This window comes from Sulfurisphaera sp. (assembly GCF_059755235.1).
The window spans coordinates 21,318-43,924 of the sequence record NZ_DBPRYF010000049.1; the positions used below are offsets into that span (position 1 = coordinate 21,318).

Annotated in this window: 23 protein-coding genes and 2 pseudogenes; 15 read left to right on the forward strand and 10 right to left on the reverse strand. The window is 34.1% G+C overall.

The window, feature by feature from the left end; translation table 11 throughout:
* Window positions 1-443: 443 nt before the first annotated feature.
* The gene (locus AC3OCB_RS10370; protein WP_498342411.1) at window positions 444-1,295 is read right to left on the reverse strand and encodes a hypothetical protein; all 852 of its coding nucleotides are present in this window, start codon (window positions 1,293-1,295) and stop codon (window positions 444-446) included.
* A 230-nt stretch (window positions 1,296-1,525) separates the two neighbouring features.
* Here AC3OCB_RS10370 and AC3OCB_RS10375 point away from each other — a divergent pair, with 230 nt between their 5' ends.
* From AC3OCB_RS10375 to AC3OCB_RS10390, 4 genes are all read left to right on the forward strand, one after another.
* A complete protein-coding gene (locus AC3OCB_RS10375) occupies window positions 1,526-2,299 on the forward strand; it encodes an ATP-binding cassette domain-containing protein (RefSeq protein WP_498342412.1) in 774 nt (257 codons plus the stop codon).
* Window position 2,300: 1 nt separating this feature from the next.
* Window positions 2,301-2,558, forward strand: coding sequence for a hypothetical protein (locus AC3OCB_RS10380; RefSeq protein WP_498342413.1), 258 nt, complete (start codon window positions 2,301-2,303; stop codon window positions 2,556-2,558).
* Window positions 2,559-2,632: 74 nt separating this feature from the next.
* Window positions 2,633-2,854 (forward strand): hypothetical protein, encoded by a 222-nt coding sequence (locus AC3OCB_RS10385; protein WP_498342414.1) that lies wholly within the window; start codon window positions 2,633-2,635, stop codon window positions 2,852-2,854.
* Between the two features lie 78 nt (window positions 2,855-2,932).
* On the forward strand, window positions 2,933-3,244 hold the full coding sequence (locus AC3OCB_RS10390; RefSeq protein WP_498342415.1) for a transcriptional regulator: 312 nt from the start codon (window positions 2,933-2,935) through the stop codon (window positions 3,242-3,244).
* Between the two features lie 260 nt (window positions 3,245-3,504).
* Here the strand turns inward: AC3OCB_RS10390 and AC3OCB_RS10395 are convergent, their stop codons facing one another.
* Window positions 3,505-4,173, reverse strand: coding sequence for a DUF8196 domain-containing protein (locus AC3OCB_RS10395; protein WP_498342416.1), 669 nt, complete (start codon window positions 4,171-4,173; stop codon window positions 3,505-3,507).
* A 684-nt stretch (window positions 4,174-4,857) separates the two neighbouring features.
* Here AC3OCB_RS10395 and AC3OCB_RS10400 point away from each other — a divergent pair.
* Complete coding sequence (locus tag AC3OCB_RS10400; RefSeq protein ID WP_498342417.1) at window positions 4,858-5,940, forward strand: AAA family ATPase; 1,083 nt, start codon at window positions 4,858-4,860, stop codon at window positions 5,938-5,940.
* A 106-nt stretch (window positions 5,941-6,046) separates the two neighbouring features.
* On the opposite strand, the gene AC3OCB_RS10405 is transcribed toward AC3OCB_RS10400, so the two are convergent.
* The gene (locus AC3OCB_RS10405) at window positions 6,047-6,277 is read right to left on the reverse strand and encodes a hypothetical protein (protein WP_498342418.1); all 231 of its coding nucleotides are present in this window, start codon (window positions 6,275-6,277) and stop codon (window positions 6,047-6,049) included.
* An 827-nt stretch (window positions 6,278-7,104) separates the two neighbouring features.
* Here AC3OCB_RS10405 and AC3OCB_RS10410 point away from each other — a divergent pair.
* The gene (locus AC3OCB_RS10410; RefSeq protein ID WP_498342419.1) at window positions 7,105-7,248 is read left to right on the forward strand and encodes a hypothetical protein; all 144 of its coding nucleotides are present in this window, start codon (window positions 7,105-7,107) and stop codon (window positions 7,246-7,248) included.
* A gap of 849 nt (window positions 7,249-8,097) precedes the next feature.
* Here AC3OCB_RS10410 and AC3OCB_RS10415 read toward each other — a convergent pair.
* A complete protein-coding gene (locus tag AC3OCB_RS10415; RefSeq protein WP_498342420.1) occupies window positions 8,098-8,688 on the reverse strand; it encodes a class I SAM-dependent methyltransferase in 591 nt (196 codons plus the stop codon).
* Between the two features lie 202 nt (window positions 8,689-8,890).
* Here AC3OCB_RS10415 and AC3OCB_RS10420 point away from each other — a divergent pair, with 202 nt between their 5' ends.
* Complete coding sequence (locus AC3OCB_RS10420; protein WP_498342421.1) at window positions 8,891-9,277, forward strand: hypothetical protein; 387 nt, start codon at window positions 8,891-8,893, stop codon at window positions 9,275-9,277.
* Window positions 9,278-9,539: 262 nt separating this feature from the next.
* On the opposite strand, the gene AC3OCB_RS10425 is transcribed toward AC3OCB_RS10420, so the two are convergent.
* Window positions 9,540-10,097 carry a TetR/AcrR family transcriptional regulator gene (locus tag AC3OCB_RS10425; RefSeq protein ID WP_498342422.1) on the reverse strand — a complete coding sequence of 186 codons (558 nt, stop codon included), beginning with the start codon at window positions 10,095-10,097 and terminating at the stop codon, window positions 9,540-9,542.
* A gap of 121 nt (window positions 10,098-10,218) precedes the next feature.
* Between AC3OCB_RS10425 and AC3OCB_RS10430 the strand changes: the two genes are divergently transcribed.
* A complete protein-coding gene (locus AC3OCB_RS10430; RefSeq protein WP_498342423.1) occupies window positions 10,219-11,259 on the forward strand; it encodes an SLAC1 family transporter in 1,041 nt (346 codons plus the stop codon).
* A gap of 194 nt (window positions 11,260-11,453) precedes the next feature.
* Here the strand turns inward: AC3OCB_RS10430 and AC3OCB_RS10435 are convergent, their stop codons facing one another.
* From AC3OCB_RS10435 to AC3OCB_RS10445, 3 genes are all read right to left on the reverse strand, one after another.
* Window positions 11,454-12,608 carry an AAA family ATPase gene (locus AC3OCB_RS10435; protein ID WP_498342424.1) on the reverse strand — a complete coding sequence of 385 codons (1,155 nt, stop codon included), beginning with the start codon at window positions 12,606-12,608 and terminating at the stop codon, window positions 11,454-11,456.
* A 591-nt stretch (window positions 12,609-13,199) separates the two neighbouring features.
* Entirely contained in the window at window positions 13,200-13,493 is a 294-nt protein-coding gene (locus tag AC3OCB_RS10440) for a hypothetical protein (RefSeq protein WP_498342425.1), read from the reverse strand.
* Between the two features lie 144 nt (window positions 13,494-13,637).
* Complete coding sequence (locus AC3OCB_RS10445) at window positions 13,638-14,453, reverse strand: hypothetical protein (protein WP_498342426.1); 816 nt, start codon at window positions 14,451-14,453, stop codon at window positions 13,638-13,640.
* A 94-nt stretch (window positions 14,454-14,547) separates the two neighbouring features.
* Here AC3OCB_RS10445 and AC3OCB_RS10450 point away from each other — a divergent pair, with 94 nt between their 5' ends.
* On the forward strand, window positions 14,548-14,787 hold the full coding sequence (locus AC3OCB_RS10450; protein WP_498342427.1) for a hypothetical protein: 240 nt from the start codon (window positions 14,548-14,550) through the stop codon (window positions 14,785-14,787).
* Window positions 14,788-14,833: 46 nt separating this feature from the next.
* Here the strand turns inward: AC3OCB_RS10450 and AC3OCB_RS10455 are convergent, their stop codons facing one another.
* Together AC3OCB_RS10455 and AC3OCB_RS10460 are read right to left on the reverse strand one after the other, a co-directional pair.
* Window positions 14,834-16,213 carry a phytoene desaturase family protein gene (locus AC3OCB_RS10455; RefSeq protein ID WP_498342428.1) on the reverse strand — a complete coding sequence of 460 codons (1,380 nt, stop codon included), beginning with the start codon at window positions 16,211-16,213 and terminating at the stop codon, window positions 14,834-14,836.
* Window positions 16,214-16,217: 4 nt separating this feature from the next.
* A pseudogene (locus AC3OCB_RS10460) lies at window positions 16,218-16,685 on the reverse strand (sterol desaturase family protein).
* A gap of 131 nt (window positions 16,686-16,816) precedes the next feature.
* On the opposite strand from AC3OCB_RS10460, the pseudogene AC3OCB_RS10465 reads away from it, so the two are divergent.
* The 6 genes and pseudogenes from AC3OCB_RS10465 to AC3OCB_RS10490 all read left to right on the forward strand — a co-directional run.
* Window positions 16,817-17,203 (forward strand): annotated as a pseudogene (locus tag AC3OCB_RS10465) (squalene/phytoene synthase family protein); the annotation flags it as partial.
* Window positions 17,204-17,250: 47 nt separating this feature from the next.
* Window positions 17,251-17,343 carry a hypothetical protein gene (locus AC3OCB_RS10470; RefSeq protein WP_498342430.1) on the forward strand — a complete coding sequence of 31 codons (93 nt, stop codon included), beginning with the start codon at window positions 17,251-17,253 and terminating at the stop codon, window positions 17,341-17,343.
* A gap of 465 nt (window positions 17,344-17,808) precedes the next feature.
* Window positions 17,809-19,113 (forward strand): IS200/IS605 family accessory protein TnpB-related protein, encoded by a 1,305-nt coding sequence (locus AC3OCB_RS10475; RefSeq protein WP_498342431.1) that lies wholly within the window; start codon window positions 17,809-17,811, stop codon window positions 19,111-19,113.
* Window positions 19,114-19,451: 338 nt separating this feature from the next.
* Complete coding sequence (gene msrA, locus AC3OCB_RS10480) at window positions 19,452-19,988, forward strand: peptide-methionine (S)-S-oxide reductase MsrA (RefSeq protein WP_498342432.1); 537 nt, start codon at window positions 19,452-19,454, stop codon at window positions 19,986-19,988.
* A 439-nt stretch (window positions 19,989-20,427) separates the two neighbouring features.
* A complete protein-coding gene (locus AC3OCB_RS10485) occupies window positions 20,428-20,925 on the forward strand; it encodes an NADH-quinone oxidoreductase subunit B family protein (protein WP_498342434.1) in 498 nt (165 codons plus the stop codon).
* On the forward strand, window positions 20,922-22,436 hold the full coding sequence (locus AC3OCB_RS10490; RefSeq protein ID WP_498342435.1) for a nickel-dependent hydrogenase large subunit: 1,515 nt from the start codon (window positions 20,922-20,924) through the stop codon (window positions 22,434-22,436). Before AC3OCB_RS10485 ends, AC3OCB_RS10490 begins: the two co-directional genes overlap by 4 nt.
* Window positions 22,437-22,607 lie beyond the last annotated feature (171 nt).

Here is a 22,607-nt window from a genome sequence, read left to right on the forward strand (position 1 = left end):
AAATTTCTATTTTTCATAGTTTTCACAAAATGCATAGTAATCTGGAACCTTTCTCATGCTTTCTATATCTATATTTAACGTAAGACATTCACGGGCTGTCTCCTATAAACCGTATTTTCGTTTAGTACAAGCTTTTCTCTATCAAGTTCACAATTTCGCTAAAATATTGAACGCTTGGAAGTAGTGTTCTGCTTTCTCCATCTTTAAAGATTTCGGTCGTAAAGGATTCACTTTTACTTTCAAACTTATGTCTTCTAATATTTCCTTCTATCCATAGAAAGAAAGTGAAAGTTGTCATAGAGGAAAGTGATTAAGAGCATTTGAGGACATTATAAGATAAACAAGAATTAGCAAAGTCTTTGGAGGTAAAATTGTCTAAACTAGTTTTTGTTTTTACAAAAATAGAACCAAGGATAGACAAAACAACTAACATAAAAAAGAGATTACATCGTTCTTCCTTCTTCTATGCTAGTGTAGTTAATCTTTCTAAGTAAGATGAAATTAACGACGTTTAATATTACTATCCATGCTATTGCTGATAATGTTAACAAACCAAGAGATAAGTGCAAAGTTACTTCATTATTAATAGTGTAAAATTCGAAACTACCAGAAAATCCGTCGTAAAGCAAGATCTCTGCAGTCATATATGGGTTAGAATAATAAGCTATAGGGGATGTTAGTGTAGTAAAAGCAAACATTGCAAAAGCAAGAAAACCTAATATTGATGGTATGAAATTAAAAAGGTTTTGAAGTCTAAATGCTTGAAGCTTTATTGCAAGTAAGTCAAGGAATGCTGAAAACGATATGATAAATATTGAAGCCAATACAATAGCTAAAATTATAATTCCAATATTCGAAGGGGTGATACTAATTCCTACACCTTTGTGAGAGAACATTAAGGTTGCAGCAACAGTAAGCAAGAGTTCTAATATGAGGGAAGCTATTAAGTTACCAGAGTATAATGAAGTAAAATATGTAGTAGTCGTTAACTTACTATATCTTATTAGATATGGTAGAGTGCCCGTTTGATAGTAAAGTATATATGCTACCCCCAAGGCTACAGAACTTAAAGATAATATTACTAGAGATGCATACCAAGTTGAGGTATATTGTAAATATATACTATGTTCAATTGATGGAAATTGCTGAAGTGAAGATGGTAATTGATGGATAAAGCTTGGTGCCTGAAGATAAGCTCCTGCTACGACCCAGAATAATACAAAGAGAACTCCCCAACCTATGATCCCTGGATGTGTTAGGATTGATTTTATTGTGTAAAGCAAAAGCCTTTTCATGATTAAAAATAGTTTAAGGAGTTATATAAAACATGAAAAAAGTTCAATTTTTGAACTGTCGTTAAGAAATCTTCAGCGATTATAACATGAGCACTGTTAGTAATAAGTTCTGAGTCGATGTAAGACTTTTCCAAGATATAACTTCACCCTTAACTAAAAAGATGTATAATACTGGTTCAATTTCTGAACTATCTCGAGGGTTTATAAATTTGGAAGGGATATTTATTCATATGATAGAGTACAAAAATGTCACAGTTGGTTTCGAGAGCAATGTTGTTTTAAATAACGCTAATTTATTAATTGACAGAAAAAGCGTTATTCTAGGCCCTAACGGTTCTGGTAAGACAACTCTTATTAAAGCAACTACTGGCTTATACCCTTACAAGGGTAACATATACGTAGATGGAAGAGAAGTGAGGAACATCAAGAACTACTTACCTTTGTCTGTAAACCTCGGGGAGGTTTATAGCCTCGGTCGTAAAGTAAAGGACATTGTTTACTTGTTTGAGGAGATAAAAGACCTAGACAGAGAGACATTTGAAGTCTTTTTGAGAGAAGTCAACGTTTACGATCAGGTTATTAATAAACCTCTTTACAAACTTTCAGCAGGTCAATCCTTATTAACTAGGACTGCTCTTGCCTTAGCTTCTCATCCAAAAATTGCGTTACTTGATGAGCCTTTTGAGAACTTAGACCCAGCTAGGAGACTTACTGTAGTTAAGTGGATTAAGGAGTATATGAAGGAAGGTTTTATAACAACCCACGAGCTTGATTTGTTGAAAGAGTTTAAGGACTGGAGTACATATTTACTTTTAAACGGCAAGCTCCACGGCCCAATCATAGTAGAGGACTTGTTAGAGGCAAGTGTTGTAGAGGGTGAAACAAATAACGCTTTAGTTACTGTCGAAACCCCAGCAGGAAAGAAGATTTCGTTAGTTAAGGGGCAAAACGGTGCTAAACTTTCAGTTTTAGGAAGTATTGACAGAATTTACACTGTGGTGTAAAATGGAATATGAGAAAACAATAAAAGACGCAGAAGAGTTAGCTAAAATTTTGATAAAAAAGAAAGCTAGAAAAACTATTGGTATATATTATTTTGCATGGGGTTTTTATTTCCTCTATGGTACATTAATTTCTGCAATTTTATACAACCTCAATGTTACAAATGTCTTGGCTAATTCCTTACCTTTTTTTGCTTTTTTAATACCGCTATATTACACATATAAGATGATCAGAGACATAAATTGGGAATTTATAGTTTAAAGATATAGAATAGAAAATTTAGAGAAAGCAAGAAAAAGGTACAATACGGAGTTTGCTATATCATACCAGTCTCAATGTTACTAGCTATACTAATATTTCTTGTAATAATTCCTTTGTCAACTAATGAAATAGTTAAATTAGGGGCGGTATCTCTATTTATTATTTTCATATTGTATTGGTTATATAAGGCCTTATATTCTGCGGACAGACTTGTAGATCCTAGATACTATGATCTCTTGGTAGTGGTTTCATTTCCATTTTTTGCACCAGAAATGGCTGGTTTAGCGCCCCCATAATGTCCTTTTCAATTTCTATGTTAATAGCGATGGCTTGGCTATATGCAGGCTTTAGATCGATTCTGGAGGTGTCAGAGATTGAGTGAGGACAGAATTAAGGAGTTAATACAATTCTTGAATAACCGAGCGTTAAACAATTCCGTTAGGCTTGCAATTCTCCTTGCTTTATACACATTCACAGAAATGTCTTTCTCTGAGTTGCTAGAGTATTCTAAACTGCAGAAAAGTTCATTAGCAATGCACATACAAGTGCTAGAAGAGGAAGGGTTTGTGGTTTCCCAAAAGAAGTTCACAATAAACGGTGTTAGGACATTTATTAAGATCACGGACAAGGGGAAGGAGGTAGTGAAAGAGTACTTAAAGCTTTTAGAAGGGCTAAACGAGAAATGATGGATTTATTGTTTTTCCCTCCTATCCAGACCTTGAATCTTAGTAGAGATAAAATATTGTTTTTCTTCCACCTGCTTATTTTAAGCTTTAAAAGTCTGTCATGACATAAACCCTTAAAATAGTAAGTTTCCCTACATGGTAGCATTAATAAATGATTTGGAGATATATTTGGAGTTATTTACGGCTAATCAAAACAGTTTCTGAACTTCCACTCCGCCCAGAGGCTTTCGGTTGCAAAACTATTGATAAACCCCTAATCTTTAATTTAATTTAAGAGGTGTTAGATCAACGAACCCAGAAGTCAGATATATTCCTTTCTTCTCACAAGTCTCGATTAGTTCTTCTGTATACCTTTTTGCATAGATGACTGGAATTATCTTTTTGTTTTGAAACTCTGGTTTGGCTTTCAGCAATTTCTTAATTGCGTTTTCTAACTGCTCTACCGCCCTAACTCCAGCCCTAGCTTTAACTTCTCCAAGGATAAGTTTATCGTCTATTTCGGCAAATATGTCAAACTGAACTACATTTTCTATTTCAAACGACCTGACTTTAACGTTAAGGTTATACTCCTTTTTCAGTTTATGAGTCAAAAACTCTATTGCCTCCTCTTCAATAGAAATTGCTAAGTTTTCTATTGCCCTTCTTAAATATCTCAACTCTTTGTTAGTCCTCTCTTGTTGCTTAATCATTTTCTCTTGTTGTTTTTCAAGTTTTTCAACTCTATTTTCTAATTTTTCAACTCTCTTCTCTAGCGAGTCCACTCTTTCAGTAAGCTTTGTTAAATTATCATTTACTTTCTTCAACTCATCGCCAAACTTCTTGAACTCATCAAGGACAATGAGTGCTATTTCCGGTTTTAGTATTTCAGCTAGTTTGTGAAGGAACTCTGGGTCGTTCTTCAGTTTTTGGTAAGCCTCTTCCCCACTCACAATATGAAATTAGACTAAAGAATATAAAAGGATAACTTTAAGTCAACCGAATATAAGGAATATGATCAAGAGTTACAATTAAGATTAAGGTCAATATTCTTGATTCTTTATATTTAAGATCAACTTGTTCCTAAAAACTAAGTAAAATTAAGTCAATAAGATTCGCTTGAGAAGGTGTTCATAAGCTAAAGAATAACACGGGCTATTTTACTATTGTTTCACTCTTTTCTTTATTCTCACAATGAAGTAGAGAGATCTTTCTCTTTCCTAGACTTATAAATCATTTTTTCAACTTTCCCTGCATAATTAAAACTAAATTATAAATTCGCTTAACCCATTTCTCATTAGACGGTTTGACAAAACACTTCCCTAGGGTTTCCTTGTGTTCATAAAACTCGCGATGGGCATATGTCTCTCTATATTCAATTATTAAAGTGGTCTAATATAGATCAAATTAAAGGAAAAACTGGTTCTGGCGTGTCTAAGTACAACTTTTCCCTTAGAATACTTAGGATTATGAATAAAACTCTGGTAATACGAGGTTTAACAATAAGTATTCCATTTTTTAGTGATTAACTTTTCCCCCTTGATATCTGTTTAATTTAACAACTCTAAGTTAATTTGCGTCTTTGATAGAAAATGTTTTTAACTTTGAGGGGTAGAAGTTACTTCTGGGGGTAGAAGTTGCTATTCGACACAACTCCAAAAGATGATAGAAAGGACTTCTTTGATAGGGACGAGGAGATAGAAAAAGTAAAGGGGTTAAGTACACCAATAACTCTCGTCCTAGGTCTCAGAAGAACGGGGAAATCGTCCTTGATCAGGGTTGCTTTAAAAGAGACAAACTACCCTTACATATATGTCGACTTAAGAAAGTTTGAAGAGAGACCATACATCTCCTACAAAGATTTTGTACTGGAACTCCAAAAGGAAATTAACAAAATTGTAAAGAGGTTCCCTTCAATTACAGATGTGTTGAAAAAGATAAAAGGGGTCAAAATAGCTGAAGCTGAAGTTATATTTAACTGGGGAAAAGAAAGAATTTCCTTTTCATCTCTCTTAGACGCACTTGAGGAAGGAATAGGAGATAATGAAAAGATTGTTATTATATTGGACGAAATACAGGAACTTTCTAAGCTGAGAGGAGTTAATCTTTTACCAGCATTCGCTTATGCTTATGACAATCTGAAAAACGTGAAATTCATATTCAGTGGGTCAGAAATGGGCCTTCTATATGATTTTCTGAAAGTTGAAGATGCCGATAGCCCTCTTTTCGGAAGGGCTTTTAACACAGTAGAATTGAAACCATTTTCTAAAGAGGAAGCAACAGAATTTTTAAGAAGAGGTTTTTCGGAACTAGGGATTGAGTTCAACGAGTTTGAACACGTTTATAATAAAATTGGTGGTATTCCGGGATGGTTAACGTACTTTGGATTTGTCTATAGTCAAAGGAAAGCGTTAGAAGAGAGCGTAAATGAGACATTAAATTATGCAAAGAAGCTTATCGCGAAAGAATTTGAAAATTTTTTGAAGGGAAGAGAGATAGCTAGAAATAGATATCTCGTTATAATGAGGGAAATAAGCAAATGTGCAAGTTGGAGTACAATAAAACACGCTTTAGAGGTTAATGAAGGGAATGTAATAAGCGACTCAGAGGTTTATAATTACTTAAATCATCTGGTAAAACACTCGTGGATAACTAAAAAAGACGAGAAATATTGTCCAGCTGAGCCATTAATAGGTTATACTTTCTCTACAAAGTCTTGATGAAGCAATTAGGCCGTTAAATTATGCAACGATCCGTAAGTATAATCAGATTTTACAGAGACGTCTAGTTTATTTACTAAGCAATTTTAATGTTCAATTTTCCGTTTTATGGTGTTGTTTTACTTATCGCCCTTGCCTTAGAGATTATGTGATAAGCTTCCCCTATCAGAAGACCACTTGAGAACATTAGAAGGTTATCAACAATAAGTACACCGTAAAAATTATTTAAGTAAAAGAACTCAAATGAAATCCTTGTCACAAATAATGATAACCATACAACGTAGAGGAGTATTGACCTTTTATAATATAATATACCGTCTCTAAAGAAAAAAGTCACACCACCACATACTTAATTCCAACCAGAAAACCCGCAACTATAGCAAGGAGAATTAAGGGAAGAAAGGAGAAATCATAAGATAAAATAGCTAAACCAAGAATAAAATACAAGACTGGGCGAAATAACACAGAACCTGCCTATATTTTCTACCTCTAATTGTCCTTATAGCACTCATTAAAAGAATAAAAGCTATGAAAAAGAGGAAGTAATAGAGTTCAATTTCGCTTACTTGCGCATTTGATATCATTTTTCCTTCATCTTAGTATTTCGCTAATAATATATAAAGTGAACATAAGTTCAATTTTTGAACTCCTCTTCTAAGATTCTACAAACCAAGATTTCTTGTGACAAGAACAGGATTAGCTAAGTTTTTATTGTGATAGTGCCTCAAGGATTTTAGTTTTAACATAGGTTTCAATTCTAATTTTTCCTAATTTCAGCTTTTTTTTTTGAGTTATAACTAACAACTTTATCTCATTCTTATTAAATAGATAGGGCCTTGGTAAGCAAAACCTTGTCTAAAATCCTTCCTATAATACTTCCCTGTACTAAATCCCATCAAATCCTTTTTAGTTAATAAAGATGTACTACACTAATATTAAAAAAGGAAGAATAATGCGATTTCCTATTTATCTTAAAATGATGCTGAGGGGATTTGGAGGAGGAGAATAGAGGTGTGGTTAATTACAGATTTAAGCTGTCCTTTTTAATCCGAAAAATTTCATAAGTTAAAAGTTAAAGTATCGTGTATTAAGTTTATGGTCATATAAACTATTGAAGGAAGATTTAAATTTTAGTAAGTAATTTTAAACTTAGAGGAAATGCGAATGAGTCTACAGCTGAGGAAAAAGGAAGACCCAAACATATTTAAAGAACAAATAGATATGGAAGAGAAAAATAACTTATTTGATGAAAGAGAGAAAAAGATAAGAGAGCTAATATTTCTGCTAGGAATGATGCGTAATCAATAAGTAGTTTTTTCTTTGCTTTAATCTTCTTGTCTTTAAAAAACTATTAATCATTCATAGCAATGAGATAAAGGACTTTATCATACGTCAAGTTTATACTTACCGACCCCTTATTACCAATAATGATACCGAACCTGTTAATTATTTCAATATCCATACTCACCAGTATCTTCTTAAACTCCTTTAAATCGTGAATCTCTCAAACGCGTATGCAACAATTATCTATAATTTGTCATCAATACATATCATAGTCTTAGTATATTCTTCCTAACTTTCCTATCAAAATCGTTAAGCCTCATATCGTAATGGGTGGTAGTTAACGTAAAATCCAGTGCTGCCAATTAACATTATGTTACTGCAGTCCCTCGAAAAATTTCAAGATTTTGAAAAAGACGTATTAATGAGTTTTCCGTTTACAAAATTTCCGTTGTCGTAAAGTGAGGTATTTCTGAAAGGGATAAAAGGGCAATAAATGAGGGATTAGAGGATATTATCTCAATTACATCTTTATGACTTACATTTGCCCAAACCTTTAAAAGAACGACAAAGAGCTGATACTGTTTGTATTTCTTCTTTGAGAACTTGGAGGAAAAAGCAAGGAGAATTCCTTTTTGATATAATTGTTGTCTGTTCTATAAACTTGTACTCTTGTGATCCTATTACGAATTGAGATTTTGCCATAATACGGTAAGTCATAAATCAGGCAAAATTTCTCTAGATAAATGCTTTACTGAGGATTTCTACAGATCTTATTTTACATCCTCGCCTTTAAAGGTGAGGCTTCCAGTAGTAAAATTCAGAATTTATTAGCACATATATTTAATTTACTAAAATAATCTCTTTTTATTCTGTTTATTTATTTTTGCTCCAGAGGAAGAATGAAAACGCATTTTCTTCACCATACCATGCTAGATCGAATAAGTCCTCTAGTTCTCTCCTGAGCTTAGTTCTGATTACGAAAGTATCAACTATTATGAATTTTCCATTGTCTTCAAGTACCCTTTTGACTTCACTCGCTACTTTTCTTCTTATCTCTTTTCCTAAGTTCCATAGGAACATAACACTGTAGACAGCGTCAAATGAAGAATCAGAATATGGAAGTCCTAGAGACTCCTTAAAGTCACTAAGCTTGATTTTTGCATCATCTAGTTGAATATTTCTCATTAATTCCTCTTTTGATACTTTACTCCAATCGTCAATCGCATTTAGCTCGCTACCAAGCATTTTGTAAAGAAGAACCGTAATTAGCCCGTTACCGCATCCTAAATCAAGAATCTTCTTGCTTCCTTTTAACAAGGGATATAATCTCCGTGCTACGTATATCATCTCGTCAATAGATATTCCAGTCCTCATCAAAGGTCTATATCTTTCATCAATATCTCTTATTTTAATCCCAATCCTCGCAAGCTCTGGGTGAGTGTCTCTAAAAAGATCGGTGCTCATGAATAAATTTCTTATTTCTTAAATATAAAAATATAACACCTAATATTTTAATTAAATGGTGAAAAGCATAAAGAATGATTAATCAGTTTCACCTTTCAAGCTAATAATGTGCTAATGGTTAAGATTTGATTAACCACTTTGCGTAATTTAATACTTTCAGTTAAGACAAAAGCATAAATAATTCCTCAATTACTATAATATTATGACAATTGATCTAGGAAATCTAAAACCTCTCCTTGACAAGTTTGTGAATGGAGAGTCTCTCTCGTTAGAGGAAAGATTGGCAATCGTAAATCTAATAAATCATCTTCTAAACCAGGTAAACAGAATTGATGAATTAGAGAAGAAACTTGATAATAACGTAGAGGAAATAAAGAGGGAAGTTGATAACAGAATAGATGAAATAAAGAGGGAATACGATAAGAAACTTAGTGAGCTAGAGAGAAAAGCGGATGAAATAGAGAAGAAGAATAAGGAGATGCGGGAGAGATTGAGGGAAATAGAGGAAAAGGAGGCAGAATTGGAGGAAAGGGTAAGAAATTTGTTAGCTATAATACACACAAATCCTTACTTATTACCAAAGAACTGACCTTTTTTATAGCAAATGCCTTAAAGAACTAAAAAGTAAATACCAATCTTTGTATATAGTTAATGGTTAGAAAGATCATGTGGGATTGAAAGAATTAACGTGTTAAAGGAATTAACTAAAGAAAGAATATAGCTTCTTATTAAGGTAATAATGTTTGGTTAGATTATTTTATTATCGTAGGAAAACCACGAAGACATAGAATAGAAAGGATGATAAAGGGAACCAGGGAAAGATACAATTCATTAATCAAAATGATCAACTGCTATGCTTTCGAGTATACAGTATTAACAAGAGTTTCTAAATACTCTTCACTTCTTACATTAGTAAGTGGATTAACTGCATAGCATAGTAATCCACCAAAAAACATTCTCATTTTAATCAAATTTTCCACATTAGATGTACCGTAAACCTTCTCACCTACTTCATTAAGAAGCTCATAACACATTCCCAGAATTTCTTTTCTGATAAGTTCATTCATATTTGCAAGCGATAAAGTATTAACTAATAAAAGTCTTTTCTCGTTATCCTTATACTTCTCTAGATACTTACTTCCTATACACGTAAGTAGTTCCCTCCCCTCTAGTTTCTCATCAAGGCACTCACTTATAACATCTGTAGGTAAAGCTTTCCTAGCAACTTCAATCATTAATTCCTCTTTTGATCTGAAATACCAGAATACTAATCCCTTTGAGGTTCCAGCTTCTTCTGCAATCGACTCTACTGGGGCTTTAAAATAACCGTGCTGAGCAAAAACCTTCATAGCAGCTTCAATTATTTTGTCTCTAACCTCCTCCTTTCGCTTTTCTCTGTCCAACCCCACTCACATATTATGTTTTGTTTTTTACCACTATAAACTTTTCTAACCAGTAAGTTTGACTTTGAAAATTGACTAACCAGTAAATTTATAAAGGTGAATAAATCTAGTTAATCTGTGAAAAGGAATGTCACAAAACTCCTCACTTAAGGTGTTTGGTTCTGAGTGGTTCGGTATTTCCGTAGCTACACTAGCATTAGCCCAAGTGTACGTGTTAGCTTATCAAATCTCTAAAAGTATAATTTTTTGGTATACAGGTGAATTTTTCTCAATTCTCGGGATTTCAATCTTTGCAGTCCTCTTTGTAATCTGGATAATTAGACTTATAAAAATAAGAGACGGAACTCATTGGAATTCTCTAACAAGGTTTAGCTTCGTCTCTTTAATTCCGATAATAATGTTTGTAAGCAACGCGCAACTGCTGAATTTCTTCGGCATATCATCTACTTCCGCTTCACTGTCAGCTATTAATTATTTCTTTGAGTACTTCCTTTCCCTATCTCTAGGTGTCGTTCTAGGTTATAGGCTTTACACAAAGGAGATTCAGCCTCGTGAAATAAGTTATGCAATCACAATTCCTCCACTTGCAATTGGGACTAGCGTTTTTCTCGCTTTACCTTTAATGAGATTTTATGGAGGGATAATGGCTGAAACTATGTATTTTCTAACCTTGATGAGTCTTGGAATATTCTTCTTCCTCTTTATACTTATAGGTTCATTAGCGTTTGCATCCCACGTAACTACAAAGATGCCTGAGGCATTTCCAACAACTATGCTCCTTGTTGGTATATCAAGCTTAATAATAATTAACTTAGTTGGGATTGCAGAGATGGGAAAAATTGATGAAATGCTAGTTTCTATCTCATTTGTTAAACCATTATCAGTGATATTGTGGGGTTTTGAAGTATGGAACTTTCTAGTAACGCTAACACTCTTGTTTATGCATCCACCTAAGGGGTCAATTGGAGTATGGGCTTACGGCTTTCCATTAGGTTTGTTTGCTACATCTACTATTGAACTTTACCACTTAACTGGACTTCAGCCTTTAGTATGGGTCTACGTAATAATTGCCGTTGCAATTAACACTTTATGGGTATTTGGTTGGGTTAACACTAGAATGTTCTTAAATAAAGTAAAGAGTGCCGCTTCTAAACCTAAAAATACTTAAGACTGTTGAGGTCCAATGAGCGCACTTGTCTTTGTGTTATTTCCCGTTTCTGCTACTTATCTCACAACCGTTAATTGAAGTTACTAATTCCATTGCTAACTATTTTAATAATTTCAGATTCTAAAATTTTTTAGGCTTAAATGGAAGATATTTAGATAAATTAAGTAGGAAAAAGCAATCATTAAAGATAATTTCTAAATTTTGCTCAGCTCTTTAGCAATTTTTACTAACTCTTTAGGTCCTAAGCTTAAGTCCCCAATCTCCTCTGGCTTCTCCTTTAAGCTAACAAAACCAACTTTTTCAGCAATTTTACTCATCCTTTTCATCCCTTCTATCATTTCGCTTTTAGTAATCTCTCCAATCTTAACTTCGAAAGCCCATATCGGCTTTTTCCTCTTAACGATAACAACGTCAATGTCTTCTTTAGGTGAGTAATATTGCTCTCCACCAAAATACCTGGCTAACATTTCTCCGACAGTAAACTGTACCTCTTTTCCTATTGGAAGTTCTGGGACTTTAACCTCCCTCTCACTCACCATGTACTTGCTTTCTGCGTACAAGACTAAGGAAAGAGGAGGAGATTCAACCTTATAATAGTTTTCCCTTCCGAGTGTAGGTATCTTCTTAACTAAACCCATCTTCGCCATTTTGTTTATCATTGAGGTAATAGTTGGTTCTCCACCTTTCGGTTGAATTATGCCAGCAATTTCGCTACTCCTCCATCTACCCTCACCTAATAATAAGAGGATTTTGTAATACAAGTCAGTAAGTTGCTTATCCTCTTCTTTAAACACTTCTCCTATCAACCCTTTTCCAATAAGGACAAACTCTTTTACCCTTTCCACTAGCTCGTCATAACTGTTAATAAATGGTATTATCCATGGGTCTCTGAATAAAACAGATAAAACTGGGTCTTCTAACTGAGAGAGTGTATCCTCGTAGTGCAACAAACCGATTTCGAGAGGCGTGAAAAGACCCAGTAATGGGCTGTTCCTATCAAAGACTTTGCTCACTATCCCATAACTTGAACCCAATGCAACTAAGACTCCAGATGGAGCCCACGTCGAAATTAATGACCAATAGACTTCCGGTAGTCTCTGAAATTCATCAATTACCGCTATCCCCCCTTTTCTTAAAGTCTCTTTCACCTCATTAAGTGCATCATCTATCTTAACTATTCTATCATCCTCTATTGCCGAATTTACGTCCGTGACAAAGACATAAGTCTCATATTTTAAGCTGTTTTTAACAAGTGTAGTTTTCCCAGTCTTTCTCCTCCCGTAGATCAAAGTCCAGTTTTGTATTTTCCTTATTTTCTCTTCTTCTTGTCTTCTAAGATATAGTCTCATGGGAATAGTCTAGTAAGACTAAAAATATAAACTTTACTACTTGAAGAATTGCACTTGCGAAAACGAAATTTACTGCATCAAACGGTATTCTTTGCACACTTTAACCACGTTAAATATGAGGCAAATCGGATAGGGATTTTATTAACATTCCTTACAACTCTCTTTTCTATTTAGTCCATCGAGTTCTACTTTTCCGTTTCTTAGCTGGTTTTAGATCTATTAATGTTATAAGAGTTAAAAAAGGAGTATAATACATAAGATAACTACGTTAATATTCTCTGAAAAACCCTCAAGCAATAACTAATAATAATAATTGCAGAAAACCACCTATATTCAATAGATTTATCGGCTTTTTAATTAAATGGAAGTGTTTCATTGTTATTTACAACGACTTATTCTGTGATCCCACCTTTTTAATTTGTTATAAATCAAACAAATGTTTTTTATTCAAACATTTTGTACACCATATTGAAAATAAAATTAAAACCTTAATTCAGTGTAGAATTTTTCAATATTTCCAAGACTTAAGAGTAAGTGAAGCGTCTTTCGACCAAGCGAGACTTAGGATTTTGGTATAACTTCTTATAAATATTAAATTCGTCCTATTTGTTCCTCTAATATCTTAAGGTCATTTACTTTTAGTCTTTTTATACTTAACAGTTTGTTTTTATTAGTCTCAAATACATAAGCAACTTCTTTGTGAACATCAACATAGAATGTTAGATTTCCTTTAGAGATTATTATTCCCCCTCTTACACCTTGTAAGTAATATAAACTTTCTATTGGTACTGCCCTAGTGAAGAATGCTTTGTCTCCCTCTTTCATCCCAACCATAATTCTCTCCAAGGATTTTGCCTTTTCCTCTGGACTTTTCTTTGAACCCATGTTATCACCAGTTTAACGTGATAGTATATACATTTGACTACTTATTTGTTTTCATCCACAATATGAAGAAAACTTTTATAACGCTAAAAACGGATATGCAAGTTTAAGTTGCAATGTTTAGTTCTCATCACGACAAAACTTATATCAAGTTAATATCTCTTCACCCTTTTCCTTTATTATCCTACGAGTAAATGGTATCCTATCTGAAATTGCTAAAGCTTTTTCCTCGATTAAGTCGACTTCAAAAATCCTCGTGGTTGAATATAAAACTTTTCTTTCATCTACTTTCGTTATTGAAGTTTCACCATACATAGGTCTAGGTAGTCTTACTTTTACTCTGTCCCATTTAATTCCATCTCTAGAAGTCAAAAGAGGTTCGGAACTCATCTTATGTGTTACGATCACTTCTCCTAAATCAACTAGCGCATGAGTATAACCGCTTACAACTTTCTTAAAATTCTTCAAATCTTTAGTTAGATAAACGCCTTCAGCTGTAGCTATAAATAATGTATCGTCTTTAACCATGAGGTTGTGAACATCGGCGAAAAAAGTAAGGGGTTCAAGCTGATTTAGTTTATCCCCTACAAGTAAGTTTCCTACTTCAACCCCTACTACAAACTTGTCTTGGAAAAAGCAGATATCCGTTATGTGAGGAGACTTAATGTGAAAAGTCCATCCTAGCTTTTCCCAGTAATCTGATAAATCCACAATCTCTTTCACCTCTTTCTCTTTTATTTCGTATATTTTCGGCCCTTCTGTTGACGCATATACTGTGTTATTGTGTTTGTATAACCTCCAACACCCTTCTTTAATTATTTTTTCTCCTTTCATTGTGATTACTCCTACTTCTGGTGAACAAACATAAGGTAAAGATGCATCTTCTACCATATATTTTTCCGTTATCCTCTCTAGTCTTTCATCAAGCTTAAAAAGTCCTTGGTTTGTAGCTATTAAGTACACACGATCAATAACCTTTCATGCTATTAAATGCTTGTCATATAAAGGTTGATATAATTAATTATATCATTTTCCCAGTATACATAATGAAAGTAGCATGGAAGTAAACAGAGAAAGAAAGGGAGCGAATCAAAAGGAACAATTGTTGAACTTACTTGAACAACTAAGAGCAGATGGGCAACAGTCAGTTATTTTTAAGGCTATAGACCTCAGTGTGTTAAAAGGATCAGCTACAATAGAGCAAATTGATGAGCGTAATTATTTAATAGAATATAAAAGATCCTATTACATAGTAAATGACGAGGAAAATTTCTTGGTTATACATAAGTTGAACTAAGTTATATTTTTATGAACGCTTCTATGAAGTTTCTCATAAAAATTAATTACTTTACACTTAGACCCTGTTCAGACAAAATTTTGTTACTTACTATCATTGCAGAAAGCGTTACCATTGGTACTCCTATACCAGGCTGTGTGTACTGACCTACGTAGTATAGGTTGCTAATTTTCTTATTCTTCATTGGTAACCTAAAGGGACCCGTTTGATCTAAAGTATGAGCTATGCCAAAGGCTGTCCCTTCGTAAGCGTTGTAATCCCTTTGGAAGTCTTCTGGTCCGTAAATCCTCATATACTTGATGGATAACTTTTCGCCTATTTTAATCTGCAAGTCTTTAATTACAGCATTGACTAACTCCTCACTTGTCTTAACTCCCGGAGCTATTGGTATTAGTATCACCATGTCTTTAGCACTCTTATCTGTAGCCCTCCTATAACTTACGTAGTATGACGTGTTTTCAGCATTTGGTAAGCTTCTGTTTTCGATAGAGTTAAAGTGATCCCTCCAGTCTCCATTAATTATAACAGTGTGATGAGGCAAATTAATCTCATTCTCAACCCCTAGATATGCCAAGATTGCTGAAGGAGCCAACTTATACCTCTTCCAGCTAACTTGATAATCGTAAGGAAGAAGAGAATCAGCATAATGATAGTCCATGTTGAAAATAAAAATATCTCCTTTTTCACTTCTATCTCCAGCCGACACTTCAGTAACCTTACCATCTTTTACTTTTACTTTATTAACAGGGAAGTTGAATTCGAACTCTACACCAACTTTAGTAGCTATTTCATAAAGTCTTTTTACATAACCTTCAAAACCGCCTTCTGGGTAAAAGACTCCTTGTCCGTAAATAGCGTAATTTATCATAGCATAAACTGCAGGGACTTTAAATGGTGAACCTCCTATAAATACAGAGGAAAAACCCATTGCTTTTCTCATTAAAGAATCCTTAAAATACTTAGAGTTGAAGTTATCTAGAGTATCCAACAGCTTAGGAAAATATCTTAATACGTCTTTATCTAAGAAGTCCTTATATCCCATTTCTTTTCTTATCAACTTTGTAGAAAAGTTATAGAACATCTTTACTTCTTCTAAGTACCTTTCGTCAATTTTATCATTGGAGGAAAAAGTAAAATCTCTTGATTCTCTTTCTAAGTACTTTCCCTCAACTACTTTTACACCGGGGTTAACCCTAACCACGGGGTGTGGGCTTTCTCCTATTGTAGAAAAGAACTCTTCAAACACTTCAGGCATTAAATACCACGAAGGTCCCATATCAAAATTATACTCTCCAGCTGAAAAATACCTAGCTCTCCCACCCGGTATATCGTTTTTCTCTAGAACTACTACATCTAAACCCTTTTTTCTTAGGAGGATAGCAGTTGATAATCCTCCAATTCCTGCACCAACTATAACGACTTTCATATTTTCATTTCGCCTTTTGTTTTATTTCTTCTTCTGGGACTTTATCAATCCCTTTTATTACAAAAAGAAATCCCCAGTTTCCTTCCCCTTCTTTGTGATGGATATCATGAACAAGTATTAAGTCTCTAAATGGTCATTGTCTTAATCCCCATGATCTCAAATGTAAATGTCTATCGTGAATTATCATATCGTGAACTAAAAAGTAAGCTACACCGTAGCCAGTCATTCCTATAGCTACACTTAAAGCCATTAAATTTCCCTCTATTCCTAGGACGAAAAGATAAACCGCAACTCCCGCAAAGAGGATACCGAAAAAGTCGTTCTTTTCTATCTCAGCTCGTTTCTCTTTATGGTGGTCTTCGTGTACAAACCACATTATACCGTGCATCAGATACTTGTGCATTAACCTAGCTACGAACTCCATTCCAACAAAAGTCAAAAGACCAGCAATAACGTAATATATTAACATCATAACTCAAGTAAGATGGAGAATATATAAAAAAAGACTCGTTATAAATTTTCTAACACGGTTTAAAAGTAACTGTAAAAAGTAATATGACATATCGATTTATTCATTTTAACACGCTTTAACATTGGTTATAAATGTCTGAAAACCTTGATGAAATCTTCAGAAAAGGGAGCACAACTTACTATAACAGTTCCCGTTTCTTCCCTCCCAAAGTGAGGGAGGATGTAACTAAACTTTATGCTTTTGTAAGGATAATTGACGACTTAGTTGATAGTGTTCCTCAAAAAGTGAATGAATTCTACAGATTGAGAAAACTGTACTATGAAGAGAAAAAGGGAAAACGCACTGGGAATAAAGTATTGGAGAACTTCGTAGAACTTTCACAAAGGAAAGGATTTGAAGACAGCTGGATAGAAACATTTTTAAACGCTATGGAAAGCGACATTTACAAGAAAACTTACTATACTCTTGATGAATTACTAAAATACATGTATGGTTCAGCAGAGGTGGTAGGCTGTTTCAAGTATGTTGCTAAACTTAAAGATTCTTATGAATTCTTAATTACTTAATGAAAAAACTACGCAAAGTAAGCGAATTAGCGGAGCTGTTAAATGTTAGTAAGGCAGCCATTATTAAGCGGACGGACAATATTCAAGCGTAAATATCAACGAGTACTATTATATTCCTCAGTCAGAAGTTGAGAAACTCCTCAAAGGTTTTTATTCAATGATCAAAAAAAGTAGCAATATATGCTAGAGTATGTGGGAACACACAAAAAGACGATTTAGATAGACAAATATCGTCTTTAGAAGAATATGTAAGAAAAGATTTCCACAAGCTACGTGATTATTAAAGACGTTGATAGTGGATTAAAAGGGGATAAAAAGGACTAAAAACTAATAGGATTAGCTAGGAGAAAACAGATAGATGCTATAGTCGTTACTTACAAAGACAGATTAACGGTTTTCATATTTAGAGGAAGTGTTTGAAGCTTACGGAGTTAGAGTCAATTTTCAATGAGGAACCAAATGAGTATATGCAAGAGCCAGATTTGATAGAGATTGTAACAAGTTGCTGAAAATATTTTCGGTTAAGAGAGTCTTAAATATAAAAATCATTGAGAGTGTTGAAAACGCAATCAAAGACAATTAAAAAGACTGTTGCAATAGAGTGTTATACAAATAGACTAGGTTGGAAAATTCTCTCCGAGATTGAAGCAGCATATAGGATAATGTTGGTGGAGATGATTGAGTTTGCATTAAAATATGATGCTACTCAGAAAATTCTTCACCGCACTTTTTACAAACAATATCGCAAAGAGTTCCCATGGTTAGCAACACGAGTAATAAAAGGGAGTTATAGAGACGTCCTTAGAAGAGTTAAATCGTTTAAAGAGTTAAAAAGAGAAGGAAAAGCAAAGACCGATAAGCCCACGGTTAGAAGAGTTACAATCACTTTTTCTGATTCACAAGACTGGAAGTCAGAAAATGGGGCAATATGGATTAAAAGCAACGCAATTAAGGATGAATGGTTGGAATTAAAATATAGAGACACCAAACTTCTACACAGATATTTCTACCATCATGATGGTTGGACATTAGCTGAAGAGCTAAAGATAAAACTGATAGATGGAAAAATCTTTTGTTTCCTTACTTTCAAGAAAGAAGTAGAAGTTAAAGAAAGTAAAAATGTTTTAGCTGTTGATATTAATGAAAACAACGTCACTGCAGTATTATTCAAAGAAGGAAAAATTGCTGAAGCTTATAGGATTGAAACTGATTTAGGCAACCTTGTCGAGTCATACTTAAAGAGGAGACAGAGCATAACTCAGGGAAAGTCAACAAAGGATAGAGAAGTCAAAAAGGCATTGAAGAAGTTGAGGGAAAAAGAGAGGAAGGAAGACAGAATATATAAAACCGCCGGGATACTGGAGGAAATAGCCGTAAAAAACGACGCAACGATTGTAGTTGGAGAAGTGTTTAAAGGAAAGAAGAAGATTGAAGAGAGAACATACTCGAACGAGTTAAGACACAGAATTCATCAGTGGAGTGTCAATGCACTCTACAACATTTTGCAGAACAGACCAGTCAACGTAGCAAGTATAAACGAAGCTTATACCTCTACAACAGATCCCTTCACTGGAGAGAGAATAAAAGATTTTTCTCCCCTGATGATGCGCTATGCGTGGAGGGGGAGTAAAAAAGTCCATTCAATACTGTTTGAGATAAGGATGGCTGAGAACGGACTTGATAGAGATATAATTGGAGCAATAAATATAGGTTTAAGATACCTAACCAAACATGGGAGCCCCATGGCGTTGGGCTCGACTGAGCCCCATGCGGTGTGGTTGAAGCTAATGATACTACACCTAGGGCTAACCCTACTCATGAAATTGAAAGTGTTGAAAAATAACGAAAAGTACCATGGGTAGGGAAACGCTTCGGTAAGATAAGGTTTGCAAGGACATTTGTTAATGAGATTTACTTAAACTACTTGCTGAAGAATTCTTTGCTTATTTTGAAAAAGTAAAGGGGTACCAGCTTCAACTTCCTTTAGATTCTTCATTCTGCTTTGCATCTGTTTTTCTTTTTCAAGTTTCTCAACTTCTTGTGAAACTTCATTATGTAAAATTCCACAGTCTCTTGACTGTATGTCTTAAAATCAAGCCAAAGGCTAATGTAAGCGGTACATTAAGATAATATCTTATTTTGAAAAGTCATCAAAAATATTCTAACACAAGTTAAAATTCCTCCAACACTTAATTGATCTATGGAAGTTGCTACTTTAGGTGGCGGATGCTTCTGGTGCACAGAAGCTGTTTTTAAGAGAGTTAAAGGCGTGATAGATGTGAAACCCGGTTATTCTGGTGGTCATGTGCCAAATCCAACTTATGAGGATGTTTGCACAGATACTACGGGACATGCTGAAGTAGTCCAAGTCACTTTTGATCCCTCAATTATATCTTACAAGGAGATTTTAGAAATATTCTTCGCAATCCACGACCCTACAACACCAAACAGACAAGGAAATGACGTAGGTACTCAATATAGGTCAATAATACTTTATCACAACGAGGAACAGAGGAAAATAGCAGAAGAGATGATAAAAGAGGTTGAGAAAGAAATCGGTAAGAAAGTTGTAACGGAATTAAAGCCTTTTGAAGCCTTCTATGAGGCAGAAGACTATCATCACAATTTTTATGACACACACAAATATAACGCATATTGCAGGATTGTAATAGACCCTAAAGTAAAGAAGTTTATGAAATACTTCCCAGATAAAGTTAAGGAAGGGATAAAACATTGAATAAAATTAGATATTAAGAAACATAGACCTCTTTTTTGGTGATTAATATATGACAAGGACAAATCAAGGGCACCTTTCTTATTCAGAGTCTTACTTCTGGTTTCATGTGATATACCTTAAATAATATATTATGATAAATAATTTTCAGTATGAATAATGACAAGAAACAAATTTTTTATTAGGAAAGGGCACTGATAATAAATTTTTATCCGCGAATATTTTTCATCTTTACACATTGTTTTTACCTTATTAATGTGATATCTTTAATAAGAGTTATTTAGACATCATATACATGAATTATGTAGTCATAGAAGTAATTAAATTATTAGAAAGTGTTTATTTAAAAACAATAGATACTTTCTCAGATTTTAACTAGTAAGACTAGAACTCTTCGGCACGTTCTGAATAAATATATATACTTCTTGATAAAAATTATAATATGGACTATTGTGAAGCACTAGAAAAGGTATTAAATAGCAACATAGTTTGGATTGAGGCACAATCTTGTTCCGGTGAAAGCATAAATATACTAAAAGGCGGTTGTAAATCTTTAGAGGACTTATTCTTTAACTCTTCTCCCTTTAAACTCTACTCAACAATGTGTAGAGAAAAATGTGGCAAAGACTACTTGGACGAACTTCTCTCACAGAAGGACTTCATTCTAGTAATTGAAGGTGCAATACCTAAGGGTAAAGATCAACTTTGTTATATAGGAGACATGACTTGCACAGAGTTAATTTCTACATTGGCTGAAAAAGCGAAAGCAATAGTCGCAGTAGGTTCTTGTGCCGTAAATGGTGGTATAATAAGAGAACTTGGTTATGTTGGTGTTAGTGAGTTTTTAGGTAGGAAAGTTTATGAAGTACCTGGTTGTCCGGCATCAGATAAAATGATGATCGCAACTCTCTATTATGCTTTAACAGGTGGGAAAAGTTGAAAATAGAACCAATAACTAGGGTTGAAGGACATTTAGGTGTTGATATAAAAGTCGAAAATGGCTATTATACTGACGCTCAAGCAAAAATAACGATGTTTAGAGGTTTTGAAGTTCTATTAAAGAATAAAAAACTAAACCTTGCGCCTAACATTACTGGAAAAATATGTGGAGTCTGTGGAGCAACTCATACACTTGTTTCTATTGAGGCCTTGGAAATGGCAAATGGCATGTACCCATCTGCAGGATCAATTGACTTTAGAAACGTTGCTTACGCCCTCGCAGATATAATGTACAACAATGTTACTGTAGCGTTTCTATTTGAAGGAATTGACTTTTCCTCTCCCTTTGTTGCTTCTCTTACACAGTCTACATTCGAAAGAGCATTAAATACTTATACCTTGTATAGAGACATTCATGGTTACACGAAGGTTTCTGACTTAATGGATCAACTTTATTATAAGGGTGAAATATACAAAACTGCGTTAAGGCTATCTACCAAGTTCAGAGAGTTAGCTACAATGATCTGGTTAAGATATCCTCAACCAGTTTCTTTAAGAGTTGGAGGAATAGAAATCAGAGATCTTGATGCAGTAGACAAAATAAAGAAGGAACTTAAAGAAGTCGAAAAAGACATAGAGAAGTTGTTATACATCTCGGCAGAGCTTAGGGAGTTTTACAAAGGGATCTATAAGGATATTGGAGCAGATTTCGTAACTTATGGTCTTTTCGAGTCACATGATTATAATGCAAGATATGAGGATATGGATAAGTGGGCTGAAAAGAGGTTTATCTCACCAGCATTAATCAAAAATGGCGAGTTAATAACTAGAAATTTAAGGGATATATTATTAGGTGTAAGAGTATATACAGACGGTACTGCTTATGAGGACTGGAAACAGACAATATTTGAAGATCCACTTGGAAACAAGGTTGATCTACATCATCCATGGAATAAGGAAACTGTATTAAAGAATTTTACTGGTGATTATCTCTTTACAGTAAAGCAATATGATGGAAAAGAAGAGTTTTCCCCTTCCACGGGGGATATAGCAAGGCTTTACTCCTTAAGGTTAAAAGGGAAAGTCAAGACTTTTAACTATAACTGGGAATATGTTGCAAATGACGTTATTGAAAGGCTTTTTGCAAGAGTCTTTATGATAGGAGTGTTGTATGATTATATTATGAATTTAGAGGAGAACAAAAAGGACTTTTCACCTAATAAATCAGAAGGACAAGATCTAGCAGTTGGAGCGCATGATGCACCAAGGGGTGGAAACGCTCACTGGATAGTACAGAAAGACGGAGTAATTCAACGTTATCAGATTGTAACTCCTACTGACAGGAATTTCAGTGACCCCATCAAAAAGAGTATTGTTGGACAGAAGGTTACTGAAGAAGCTGAGAAATTTGAAGGGCTAGACGCATTAAGGGTGGTAAGAAGTTTCGATCCATGTTCAGCCTGTGCAGTTCATATATTTAGTGACAAGAATGTTTTGGAGAAACTGTTGTAAACCACAAAAAGTTGAGAGCCACTTCTTAGAAGACGAGTTTGACTAAAATCTTGCAGAGTAAGATAAAATGCGGAGAAACTTCTACATTAATCTATCGGTTTTATAATATATAATTCTTATGTTTTTCACATCGGAAAAAGATTAATGGTGAAGACGCAAAGATTGATTCTA